The following is a 12527-nucleotide window of genomic DNA, read 5'->3' as shown; positions in this document are numbered from 1 at the left end:
CCCATTTATATTCTCTATTATAAGGACAACTTATTAAATGTGACTAAATATCGGTATGGTTTTATCGCTATCATCGATAATATTAATGTTCTTATGTGAGTTCTTGACTAAAATACACGTAACATTATCTCTTGCATTTCTGACCAATGAAGCGTGAAGTAGTGCTAATCCTGAATCAATAATATTTCCAGATTTTATTGTTCTCTCAATCTCAATATCATTTAGTTCTTTGTTTAAACCATCGCTACAGAGTAAAAAAACATCACCATCTTTTACCTTATCGGTTCGGTAGTCTATGTCCAATTGAGTATCAACACCTACCGCTCGCGTGATCACATTAGCTAAAGGGTGCGTCTCCGCCTCTTCAGGAGAAAGAAGCCCTTCATCAATCATGTCATTCACTTGGCTATGATCTTTAGTCATTTGCTTCATTTGCTGATCACGCATCAAATAAATCCGACTATCACCAACCCATAGCAAATGATATTTATCTTGATATAGCCACAGCACAACGACAGTGGTGCCAGCTACCTTGCCATCAAAATCATGTTCACTCATTTGCTGTAATATACGATTACTATCAATCAGTGATTTTTTTAACACCTCTAAAGTAATTGTTTCTGCTTCAAGGTGCTCAACAGCCTGCTGGATGCCGTCGATAACTAACTGACTGGCGACATCTCCGGCGGCATGTCCACCCATTCCATCAGCAACAACCCAGACACCTAAATGTGGTAACTCAAGGTAAGCATCTTCGTTAATTTCTCTAACGGTTCCTCTATGAGTTAATGCGTGACTTAAGTGCATGAAGTTTGATCCTTAATAAGCTCCGCAGTATTCCAACCACGTTGTCCCCATTGACCATTTAACATAGAGATAAATTGACTTATTTGCGGTAAGCCTTCTGTGATGATAGTGCATGGCCCTACTTCATCAGATCCTTCAGTCCACCATATACTGTAACAATCAAAGCGCTTTCGGTATTGCTGATCCAGTAATAACAGTACATCAGGTGAGTTATCCCCCTGAAATACCCATGCTTTCTTATTTCGATCTATAGATTCATTTTCGACAAATCTGTCGTTATTAGCAGCAACAGAAAGAGGCTCTTTAGTAATTGTTTCGAGCCAATGCTCTAGAACAGTTTCATCTTCAAGAACTTGCAATATATGTTTTTCAAAAACATCAACCCACTGATTTTCTTGCCATCCTCTTAAAGCAGATTGATTGTGCAATCCAGCTAGCGTAAATGGATAGTGGCGCCCAACATGATCGATACTAGGAATCACTGTGCCTACAACAGCTTGATCACAGCAAACACCTGCAGATAACGAAAAGTGCCATATAGGGCTTGTGAGGTAATAGTCCAACCAATTATGTTCAGTTTGTTCTTTACTCACCGCAATAACAGCTTGTAGCCAGTCATTCCAATTTTTTAGAAAATCAACATTCAAGTTCTGCTGAATAAAGTCACCTTTTGACGGGACTTTTCCACAGTAACCTACTGATGTTAAAGGTTCGCAGGACATCTAAACGTCTCCATATTTGCCATCCAAAATGGATTGTTAACACTGTTTGCTGTCAATTTAAGTACAGCACTGTAACCTTTAAGGTCTATAAGTAATTTGCCGTCTTTTTTAGTTTGTGGACGCTTTTTACTTAACTCATCCAATAACTTAAAGAATGACCATTCACCTTCATACTTCTTGTTGATTGAGCGACCACCATTAGGCGGTGAAAATGCAATTCGAGTTTCGTTATTTGCCCCAGGACCAGGCCAAACAAATAACTCTTTGCGAGTCGGACCGTGACGGTATTTAAGCTGCTGGCTGTCTAATTCAAATAAGAACATACTCACATTCTGATCTAATAATTCAGGTTCCAATGAAAAATTGACAATAGGCTGCCTAGAGCCTGGCTCGAAAAATGCTTCTTTAATGGTTTCAGCGCGCTGGTACATTTCCAATATGTCATTACGAATGCCAATATTACGCTTAAAACGCCAAGGTTTTTTGCTGGTATCCACATGAGCGGCTAAGTACTGATCCCAAAATTTATCTAAAGTACCGCCGTAACCAAAAAACTTACTAAAATCTTTTAACCTGACATCTTCTTTAGATTTACGATCAAATGGGTATCGTCCAGCAATGGCTCGGTTAAATTCAGCCAATACTTGCGACCGCCAAATACCGTTAAATCGCTGACTTTGATTTGATTTGGCAAATGAGCGTGTACGGGATGCAACATCACTAAGTAAATTATTGATTGGACTTGGTAAATCAATCAATTGCTCAGATAAAGCCATGCCTAATTGAGCAAAGCTTTCTTCTGTGGCTTGATTGATCACATTACCTTGTCCATCAGCTTGCAATGATAACTTAGTGTAATTGCGATTAAGTGCTCGTAAGGTGGTTTGAATCTTATCAATGTCTGCAAGATTAATTTTAAGCAGCTCAGCAAAAGCATATTCAACATCTTGGCCGGGTAAATCCTCCTCTGATGTAATATCAGTGTCTGGTAACAAGCGATTTAAGCGTGCTTTTTTAGAACGAAAGGCGATATCCGACAGATTATCTGCCACTTCAGCTGCAGCCTTTAAATTATTCGACTCTGCCGGCAGTTTGGTTAAATTCACATTTTTCTGTACTGCGGCAATAATGGTCTTTATCGGTTGATCAGGACTGGCAAGCGCTGCCGTAACGAGTTCAGCTTCTTCGCGGGTAGAATAGGGTTTAATCGCGATATCATTTAAGAAATCTTCCCAATAAAAAATATAATCACGAATATATCTCTTTTCTAACTCTTGGGTTATCAGCGCTTTAGCTTGCTCATCTAAATCAACTAAATCGTCTCCATAAACCCAGCTGTCGGCAGTTAGATTCTTAACTATTTTATTCTTTTCTATATTAAAAATGCCATGAAAACCATTGAAGGTATAAAGCCCTGGGATACCCTGATTGAATTGACGGCCACTGATGAACATCAGCCCATCTAAACTGTCTAAACTCAACATATCGACCAGCTTAAAGTCTGGAATACTGCTATTTGCAAAATCACTTTTCAAACGCTGATAAGCTCGTTCAACCAGTGGCAACATGGTTAAATTAACTCGAGCACTATCAACAGTCGAACTGTCATACTGATGACCTCGAATCCCCAAAGAAAGCAAGGTATCAATATGCTGGTTGAGTTGTACCCGCACATCACGATTAACATCACCAACAAGGTTTCTATCAATGTAAGCGGAAAACCACACTTGAACATCGCTCTTATCAAAATGCTCAGGGAAATAGAGCATTAAGTATGTTTTTAATGTTTCATATAAATAATTAAGATGATCGCCATTTGCATCCATTTCATCACTTAGCACGGTTTGTAAGAAAGGCATCAAATGCGTTTCTAGTGCGCGATGGTAAGCGGCTGTAGCAGGCTGCTTGAGCTTATCGCCTTGGTACAAACCAAAGGTTTGTGCGTCCTCGGCCTTATCGGTTCCAAACCCCACTGGTAGATCTCGAATTAAGGTTAAGCCTTTGGTTAATGTAATCACATCTGACTTAGCATTTAATCCACCATTTGTAATGGTTTTATAGGCACTAACACCTTGATAAGTATCATCAATCAACTTGCGATTCCAATCATAACTTTGCCACCAAAAATCACTTGCAAGCAAGGTGACGCCAGCAGCTACGCCCACTGAGACTTTTCGTAACAATCGGTTATGATTGGTATGTTTACGGTTGGTTGATGCTAAGTTTTTCTCAGGAAAAATAACGTCTTCTAACAGTCGTTTTATAAAGTAGCTTCGTTGTTTATTGGCTGCAAATGTTTTTGTTTTACTTTTTATCCCACTGGATAAATGACTAGAAAGATGGTCTATTGGAGTGCCTTCTTGTGTCGCACTGGTGAGATAAACACCGCGTAATAATGGGGCTTCTTCATAGGCATTGGGAGCAAAAATTTCTTTCAAAAAATCATCGGCAGAACTTTGTAATAATCTCAGCTGTTTAGGAAATTCATAAATTGCAGCACGGCGCTCTAGGTCTCGCTCATTTTTCAAACGGCTATTGAGTCGTGCGTTTAAATTAAGTAATAAATCGTGAAATTCCTTATTAAATGAACTGACGATATCAGTGTCTTCGGTATCGGCATTGAGTGGGAAGGTAATACCCCAAATTTGCTCACAATCTTCTTTAGTTAAATCGTCAAAAAATTCATTAAAACCTGCAACTAAATCAGATTTAGAAAACAATACGTACACAGGAAAAGTCATACCAAGCTGATTTTGCAGCTCTTGTAATCGCTGTTTGATTGCGCGAGCATGTAAGTTTCTTTCTGTCTTAGTTTGGTTTAATAAGTCAGACATGCCCATGCTGATGATGACACCATTAATGGGGCGAACTGGACGGTATTTTTTTAATAATCCCAGAAATCCTTGCCATGCACGAGAGTCTTGTTTTACATGACTATCTTGAGTGGTATAACGACCGGCCGTATCTATTAATACTGCTTTATTAGTAAACCACCAATCACAGTGTCTTGTGCCGCCGACACCTTCAATCATGTCTACACCCATTTTTTCTTTTAATGGGTATTCCAAACCAGAATGCTGAATTGCAGTCGTTTTTCCGCTTCCTGGTGGACCAATCATGATATACCAGGGTAATTCGTAAATACTTTTATTTTTAGTGAGCTTGGTATTTTTGAGAATATCTAACGCTTGGGTCATTTTATTCTGTAAAACAGTGATTTCACCTTTCGCAGAATCATCTCCCGACGCGCTATTATCGTCTTCACCATTAATTAAGCTATCAACCATTTTCTCGCTTTGCTTTTTGCTCTTCAACTGCCGAGAAAAATGGATTGCCCCAAAGATGATAACAATAACAAGTAATAGAATAATCCGCGAAGCTGCGGTGGCTAATGGCTCATAGCCGGCGATTGCCACCAATGGGCCACCAAACCAAATGAGTAATGCTAAGCACAGAAAACCTATAATGGTAATAGTCCATTTAGATTTAAGTGTATCGACAATTCCCTTGCCAATTGATTTCAAAGACATTTATGTTATTCCTTTATGTCACATTAAAACAATAAGTCGATTTCGATTCGACGGTTTAACGCGCGATTTTGTTCGCTATCGTTAACAACACGAGGCTCAGACTCCCCTCGCCCCTCAGGCCATAGACGACCACTTAACGATGCGTTGTTAGCGAGAACATTTGCAATTGATGTGGCTCTAGCCAGCGAAAGATGCCAATTTGATGGATATTTAGAGGTAAAAATTGGTTCATCATCGGTATGACCCGTGATCAATATTTTGCCATCAGTACTCTCAAGTGTGCGGGCAATTTTAGCGAGAATGGCTTCAAAATCTGAACGAGGTTGGGTGCTACCTGATGCAAATAATTCAGTAGCACCAATGCGGATCCTCACTCGGTCACTTAATTGCTCTACTTCGAGTAGATTTTTGCCTATTTCGGTTTGTAACAGTTGTTGCAGCAATAAGGCTTCATCACGGCTTATTTGTTGCTGCGCTTCGACGGTTTTTTCCCATGGAACTATTGAGGTTAATTCTTTATAAGCGACTGATGAATAATGGTTAATGCTATAACTAAAGCCCATGTAAATAAATAATATGACCACGCCAAATAATGCCCCAATCACCCATAAAGGAAATGGCTGTTGAAAGGTCAAATTTGGCACAATATTCTGTCGCCACCCCGGAGATAATTCACGGTGGAAATCGCCTTTACAGGATTGAATTGCTAAGTAGGTTTTTTCCCGTAATGCTTCAAGTTTTTGATCGCCTTGAGGTTCAACTCTCATTTTGCCAACAAAACCTAGGGTTAAACATAAATACATGAGTTCAAGCAAATTACATTTTTCTGCAGGATGACGCAGCGATGCATCAAGTAAAGTATAGAAATACTCACCGCCTAAGGTTTCATGATGAAAAGTCGACAGTAAGCTGTCAGATGCCCAATAGCTTTGCTCTCCCCAGGGCGTATTGAGTACAACTTCGTCGATAAAACAACACAGGCAATATCGGGCAGATTGAATGTCATCAGATGCTAGGTTTGCATTACGAAGCTGCTGTTCATAATGCTTAATCAACTCAACGCAATGTACCCGTAATGTGTTCACGTCATCATGCTGGGTACTGTTTCGTAATTGAGTACAGATCGATAATAGCGTGCCCGCAAAATCAACTAACGGATTTTGCGATAGACTAAGTTGCGAGCGATTATCCCGATTATCATTACGCTGTTCTTGGATCAGAGTTTTTTGACTATCATCATCGACTTTTGTTTTATTGCCAGCCATACCCGCCCCTTTCCCTGGGCGAGGTTTAACGATGGTTTTATCGTTCACAAAATTATCCTTAATGTTTTGGCGTTTAAATACTCACAGCCCAAAGTTCAAGTTGTAACTCTGGATATGCACCAGAAATATGCATAGCAACACCGCCACTCGATTTGAGCTTTATCCAATGGCTATTATTTTTATCTAATTGGAAATAGTGATAACCAGCGTGATATGGCACTTGTCTTGGCGCAACGGGTAAATTTGAAATGCCAATGCCTGCTAATTGGTTATTAACCAGTTCACGGATTGTTTCAACCGAGCCTATTTTGATTTGCGAAGGCAAACGCTGACGTAGCTCGTCATGCGGCACATTGGCTTTAACAGCAAGAATGAACTCAGCATTATCAAGCATGCTCTTGTCTGCAATAGTCGAGAAATATACCCCAAATTTGGTCTTCTCAAGAATGAGTTCCGTAGCACTTTGTTCTAATACACTGCTTAAGCCATGATTGACAATGACCATTGTATTGCTAAAAACATAGGTCAAATTATCATGCTGATAAGTCGGGAATTTAGGCGGACGCTTATTAGGACTGCTAAATGTTGACAGTTCACCTGAGAAACTGATTAATGTGCGGTATAGCAATTCAGGATGGATATGATTAACGATCGCATAATGTTCAAAAATAGGCTGATATTTGTTCAAAAGCTGCAACATTAAAAAATCGGCAATCGAACTTGAAGTCCCTTGAGATTGACTTAATCGAGCCGCAATCGCTTCGGCACGCTGATTAATCATGCCCGTAACTTCAGTGGTCATATTCATCAAGGTTTTAATGTGTTCGATGCCTGTGCATGCAGGAATAAACTTTTTATCTAACCGAATTACGCCTTCCTCTGATACGTCAATAACACGAGCGATGGCAATAGACACATATCCAGAACGATCTTCACTCTGTAACTTGAAACGGCAGTCCAATTTTGCCACTTGTAGCACTTCCATTGCATCTGAGCCAACACTGGTATCAACAATGTTATGATCCTCATAGATGTAACGGGTAATTTGATTCTGCTCAGAAGATGAAATATTGACACCATTACTTTTGGCAACAGGCAGCACGAGGTAGACCAATTGATCAAGTGTTCCTGCTGGGATTGTAATAGATGTCGGCAATGGGCTCTGCTCTGGTAAGCAAACCAGAGTATTATCCGGAAATACGCAATCAATGCGGTCTAAACCAAACTGCCCTAACGGAAGCAAGCCATAATTGACTTCGTAGCTTACAATACCCCAGGCCAGTGGATTATTATTTTTGGCCATACGCGCTTGCTGATGCTGCAAAAAACGCTCTTGCTGCTGCATATGTTGTGGACGAAGAAACATGCCCTCTGTCCATGCTATTGGGCTAAAATCGCTCATAATTTCCCTATTTATTCACAACGATTACTTTTCAGAGTTGTACACTGCTATTTTTTCTATGTTGATAGTGACATCATCATAGCCAGTAGGATCGACGGCGACGACCGATCGCCATCGAGAGGAATCGATATCTCTATAGGCGACTATCACCCCAACAAACCGTGTGTTTTGTCCCAATGTCATCGCATATTCACGGGTTTCTGATGGTTGTAATTCCAACTCATCTTTACGGATAAGATCGGGGCCAAGAACGCTTTCAGCAGACTCATCAAGGGTAAAAAAATCTTGCGTGTCAAAGATAGTCCGTGACGATAGTTCAAATATTTTAACCACCACAGGTGATGGTCGATTATTAATGTCTGGATTAATGTCAGCACTGGCATTAAACGTAACGTCTGTTGATGGAGGAACAACTGCATTAATTGTTTTACAACCAGAGTTAAGTAATAAAAAGCTTACTAATATGATTCGGTATAGACCTAACTTTAATGTCATTTAATAGCCCTTAGTAAATTATAACGTTTTGATTTTATTGTCGTATGCTTTAACAAAATCATCTGATAATGCTGCAGCACTGTCTTGCATAAATTCGTGTTTCAAATCTGAGTGTAAGCTTTTATATAGCTTCCAATGACGCATTTGTTTCTGTCCTGGTACTAACATGTCTGCCAGAGATTGGCTTTGTGTTTTAGATTCAATAGACTCAGGATCTAATTGATTTAATAACCCTCGGATAGCGCCTAACGTCCCAGCCGTTAATGCAGCATCATGTTTTCGGCCATCATTAAATGCCTCGGAAATAGCTTGTTGTGATGATAAAAAGCTGGCACTTTTTCTTAAAAATAAATTTTGGAAAACATCATCAATATTGGCTGAGAATTTTAATGGGTTATTTTCCTGTTGCTGAAAAGTAGTTTGATTAATTCGAAACTCAGTTTTAAGCTTTGAACGTTGGCGTAAAGAATCCATGAGTCCGGTTAACATAGATTGCATGCTCTTACCCAATTCAAACATCAATTCTTCGCTTAGCACCTTTTCATAGTCTTGTTGATTTACTCCCATACCTTGAAAAAAAGCCTTACTTAACACTGATGCTGAAGTAATTTGAGTGTTTATCGAGGGCTTTGATTCAGGTATCACAGGAGCGTCTTTTTTAACGTCTGCTTTTGCTATTTTAGTCTCGACAACTGGCATCACAGGCGCTTGAGCAACTTCCACTTTGGGTTCTGGCGCAACAGTAGAGCTAGGACGTGCTTGAGAATGTTGGCCAAAAATATCCTTATCCCATTCTTCAGGGATAGATAAAGGTGGTTGAAAGTGGTCTTGTAAATCAGCGTTCATTTGCGATAGACCTGCTGATTGTTGCCGAGATTGCTTGAGCAACATTGCAGAATCAAATCCAGCTAAATCAGACTCAAACCCAGTATCAAGAATTGATGAGGATGAAGTCGGTAACGCATGATGATCATCCAAGGTCGTTGCAACAGGAGCATGTTGTACACTGGGTTGCTGATGAGTGTGTTCAGAGGTAGGTAAACTCTGCAATTTAGCACTGATTTCATAATCACCAAAAGTGAATAAATCATCGACCTCAATTTTATGTTCACGATTGCTGCCCAAGGCTTCAACGGCACGATTAACGTATAAACCATTAGTTGATAAGTCTTCAATGTAAAAACCGTCACTGCGCTTAGTGATCCGAGCATGAGTACCAGAAACCACCTTTTCAGGATCGGGTAAATGCCAATTACACGTATCTGAGCGACCTAGCGTCAAAGTATTAATAACTGTTTTTGTTATAATTTGCTCAGGAGATAACCTGTGATAGCTCAAAATCTCTAGCGATAATTCCATTTTTATTACATCTTCCTTCATCAACATACAACGATTGATCAATCACTACAGAGCTATAAACGTTGAACACCATTAAGACGTTCATACATTTCATTACCCCGAGCAAATAACTCTCTGGCAGTTTTCAGATATTGCTTTTCTAGATACACGTTTGCCTGGCGTAAAAATGACGCCGCGAGACGTTTATCAAGCGTCAGTAGGGGATCAAAATCATCAGGTAAATTTGTGGCAAGATCTCTTACTTCTTTATCAAATTCATGTAGATCTTTGGGATCATCAATCGCTTCTAGTCTTGCGGTTAATTGCTCAAATGTATCCCGATAATAAACCTCAGCGGCGTCATACGGATAATCAACAGTTTTGCCTTTTGCCGTCGCATTGTGATATTCGTTCAATGCTTTTACGGCAACTTTTAATTGTGCACCATAGGCAATTAAAGACTTAGCTTCAGGATAGTTTGCAAACACATTTTCACCCGTAGTGATAAGTTCGCTAATTTGATTAATATCGTGTTTCTTTAATGCACTATCAAAGGTGCTTGCATAGAGCGTATATTCTTCATTACTCGCGAGATATACATAATTAGGCTCAACAAAGCTTAGTCCATCAACGATAGCCTTAATATTATTGGTCCCTTGCTCGTTATAACGAGCTTGAGATAATAAAAGACTCAAACGTTCAGACAGAGCATCAACAACCAATTGTTTACTTCGTTCAGCTTGATTTTTCATTTGCAGCAAACGAACTGAATCAGGATAAAAACGCTCTATATCATTAATAACTTCAGCTATTTTTACATAATCCTGATAGAGGCCATTATCACTTTTAGGTAAGGAAGCAATACGTTGTTCAACGATATCCAATACTTCTGATTGATGTGTTTTTAATAGACCATTTTTAATGATGCTTTTAGATTCAGGAATACTGTCAATTCGGGCTAATAAGTCTGAAGCTGGGATAAACTCAAATGCTTGAACTTCACTTTTTGCCTTATTTGTTATCGCCACTTTATTATTCAAGTTATCTAATTGCACTTGATAGTATTGTTGAATTTGAAATCCCCCAATAACCAAAATCGTACCTGCTGCAATGGCAGTTAAAATCGGCCAAGTTTTACGGTGTAAAGTGCTGATTATCTGATCAATTGATGATGCTCGTTGCGCCTTTTTGAGTGCCAAGCCTTTTTTGAGTGTAGGCCACAAAGACATGCTGATATGCTTTGGCTTGACCAATTTATTCTTGGTAACGTCAACTTCATTTGCTGCGACACGCTGATAGGGATGTTTACTTGTAAGCAATTCATAGCTAATGCATGAAAAAGCAAAAATATCATCTTCCGCACAAGCATCTTCGCCAGTTAGCTGTTCAAAGCTAGCATATGCTGGAGTGTAACCTGTTAATGATGAGTCTTGATCTACCTCAGCAAGTGCGTAGCGGTCTTCTCTTTGTTGCAAGTTTTTTGCAACACCAAAATCGAAGACTTTAATATTACCTTGGCGAGTCAGGAAAATATTCGATGGTTTTAAATCTGTATGAACAATACCTTGATGATGCGCATACGATAAGGCTGAAGCAATCTGATCAATGATTTTCATTGATCCTTTGAAATTAATCCCCATCGGTTTGGAACGTTTAATGACTTGGTCTAATGATTCACCGTCTAACCACTCCATTACCATAAAGTGAAAGCCATCATCAGTATCAACATCATACACTCGGATGATATTTGGATGAGAGAGTTTTTGGGTTTGCACCGACTCTTTAATCAGGACTTGTTGAGCTTCGGGTATATCAGATAACTGAGGCAATAATACCTTTATTGCAACAAATGGCTCACTGACATTCAACGACTCTAAGTACAGGTCTTTGGCACGGTATATATCACTCATACCTCCATGACCAATTTTTGATTCAATTAAATATCGATTTTTGAAACATTTGCCAATCAAATTAACTTTGTTAGCATTATTTTCAGAATTGTCTAATCCTGCTATGACAGTTTTGTCTTCAGCTAAGTTATTTGGTGCTTTACTCTTATCCATAAGTACAGGTTAATCCCTTGATATTATCCTAAAGTATGTAAACTAACGTCCTAGTGAATCAAAATAACCACAATATGTTGCAGCAAGCAAACTCAAAAAACAACATTTAAAAACCAGCAAAATAAATTTTATATAAATCAGTTTAAATTAACTACCCATTAGTATGTATTGAAATAAAAACACATTAAAAAGTATGTCTTATTAAGATAAATAAATATCAAATTATCAAAAATATCGTTTTCCTATTGACCCAATAAAACATAATCGGTAATTTACGTCTTCTTTTTAATGGACCACAGTTTTAAAGGATTAAGTCAAATATGAGACCGATCAATCTTTCATTAGCAGGTGTTGTGTTATTAGCACTTACGGGCTGTCAATCAGCACCCGTTACTGTATCAGAACCCATCAAAACATTTTCAATTTCTCCAGAGTGTATTGAATATACCTTACAAACAGATGATGAAATGATTGTAGGATTTAGACCTGTGTATTTCGAACTGAATAGCGATAAGTCATACAGTAAGCTTGATGCGCACATGTCTTGCGTTGCTACTTATTTAGCTAACCACGTCGATAAAGAACTTAACATTCAAGGTTTAACCGACGATAAAGGTACTATAAAGTACAATAAAGCACTGGCACAACGTCGTGCTGATGGAATCGTAGAGTACTTAGTTTCTTTAGGTGCGTCATACGACCAGTTAGTTTCTAGCACTAAAATTATTGAAGATAATGGTGTTAGACTAACCAGCTCTGAGCGTTCAAAAACTCGTCGAGTTGACTTTATCATCACTGACAAATCTTCTTAAATTTTATTTGAGTGATTTGAAATGATATTAAGTTAACATTATTCTCATAATTAAGGTTCAGCTTACTGTTAAGCTGAATCTTAATTATTACAG

General features: G+C 38.8%; 9 protein-coding genes. 1 reads left to right on the top strand and 8 read right to left on the bottom strand.

The window, feature by feature from the left end; translation table 11 throughout:
- Positions 1-33: 33 nt before the first annotated feature.
- The 8 genes from H5123_RS03880 to H5123_RS03845 are packed head-to-tail and all read right to left on the bottom strand — an operon-like array spanning position 34 to position 11622.
- Positions 34-807, bottom strand: a complete 774-nt coding sequence (locus H5123_RS03880; RefSeq protein ID WP_182697092.1) for a PP2C family serine/threonine-protein phosphatase — start codon at positions 805-807, stop codon at positions 34-36.
- Positions 798-1529: a type VI secretion system-associated protein TagF gene (gene tagF, locus H5123_RS03875; protein WP_182697091.1), complete on the bottom strand. Its 732-nt coding sequence runs from the start codon at positions 1527-1529 to the stop codon at positions 798-800. The genes H5123_RS03880 and tagF overlap by 10 nt, the downstream gene beginning before the upstream one ends.
- A complete protein-coding gene (gene tssM / locus H5123_RS03870) occupies positions 1511-5059 on the bottom strand; it encodes a type VI secretion system membrane subunit TssM (protein WP_182697090.1) in 3549 nt (1182 codons plus the stop codon). The genes tagF and tssM overlap by 19 nt, the downstream gene beginning before the upstream one ends.
- Before the next feature lie 23 nt (positions 5060-5082).
- Positions 5083-6372 carry a type VI secretion system protein TssL, long form gene (gene tssL, locus H5123_RS03865; protein ID WP_124015782.1) on the bottom strand — a complete coding sequence of 430 codons (1290 nt, stop codon included), beginning with the start codon at positions 6370-6372 and terminating at the stop codon, positions 5083-5085.
- A gap of 25 nt (positions 6373-6397) precedes the next feature.
- On the bottom strand, positions 6398-7726 hold the full coding sequence (gene tssK / locus H5123_RS03860; RefSeq protein ID WP_182697089.1) for a type VI secretion system baseplate subunit TssK: 1329 nt from the start codon (positions 7724-7726) through the stop codon (positions 6398-6400).
- 24 nt (positions 7727-7750) lie between these two features.
- Complete coding sequence (tssJ, locus tag H5123_RS03855) at positions 7751-8221, bottom strand: type VI secretion system lipoprotein TssJ (RefSeq protein WP_124015780.1); 471 nt, start codon at positions 8219-8221, stop codon at positions 7751-7753.
- A gap of 18 nt (positions 8222-8239) precedes the next feature.
- A complete protein-coding gene (gene tagH / locus H5123_RS03850) occupies positions 8240-9580 on the bottom strand; it encodes a type VI secretion system-associated FHA domain protein TagH (protein ID WP_182697088.1) in 1341 nt (446 codons plus the stop codon).
- A 53-nt stretch (positions 9581-9633) separates the two neighbouring features.
- Positions 9634-11622, bottom strand: coding sequence for a serine/threonine-protein kinase (locus H5123_RS03845; protein WP_182697087.1), 1989 nt, complete (start codon positions 11620-11622; stop codon positions 9634-9636).
- Positions 11623-11942: 320 nt separating this feature from the next.
- Between H5123_RS03845 and H5123_RS03840 the strand changes: the two genes are divergently transcribed.
- A complete protein-coding gene (locus tag H5123_RS03840; protein WP_182697086.1) occupies positions 11943-12434 on the top strand; it encodes an OmpA family protein in 492 nt (163 codons plus the stop codon).
- The last annotated feature ends 93 nt before the right edge of the window (positions 12435-12527 follow it).

Source organism: Shewanella sp. SR43-4, from assembly GCF_014163845.1.
GTDB classification, from domain to species: Bacteria; Pseudomonadota; Gammaproteobacteria; order Enterobacterales; family Shewanellaceae; genus Shewanella; species Shewanella vesiculosa.
Note: the sequence above shows the minus strand (reverse complement) of the source record. Positions and strands in the feature narration are given on the sequence as shown.

Bases quoted from the DNA above. Each gene is read 5' to 3' on its own strand.
- H5123_RS03880 (WP_182697092.1), bottom strand. From the start codon at position 807: ATGCACTTAAGTCACGCATTAACTCATAGAGGAACCGTTAGAGAAATT.
- tagF (WP_182697091.1), bottom strand. From the start codon at position 1,529: ATGTCCTGCGAACCTTTAACATCAGTAGGTTACTGTGGAAAAGTCCCG.
- tssM (WP_182697090.1), bottom strand. From the start codon at position 5,059: ATGTCTTTGAAATCAATTGGCAAGGGAATTGTCGATACACTTAAATCT.
- tssK (WP_182697089.1), bottom strand. From the start codon at position 7,726: ATGAGCGATTTTAGCCCAATAGCATGGACAGAGGGCATGTTTCTTCGT.
- tssJ (WP_124015780.1), bottom strand. From the start codon at position 8,221: ATGACATTAAAGTTAGGTCTATACCGAATCATATTAGTAAGCTTTTTA.
- tagH (WP_182697088.1), bottom strand. From the start codon at position 9,580: ATGGAATTATCGCTAGAGATTTTGAGCTATCACAGGTTATCTCCTGAG.
- H5123_RS03845 (WP_182697087.1), bottom strand. From the start codon at position 11,622: ATGGATAAGAGTAAAGCACCAAATAACTTAGCTGAAGACAAAACTGTC.
- H5123_RS03840 (WP_182697086.1), top strand. From the start codon at position 11,943: ATGAGACCGATCAATCTTTCATTAGCAGGTGTTGTGTTATTAGCACTT.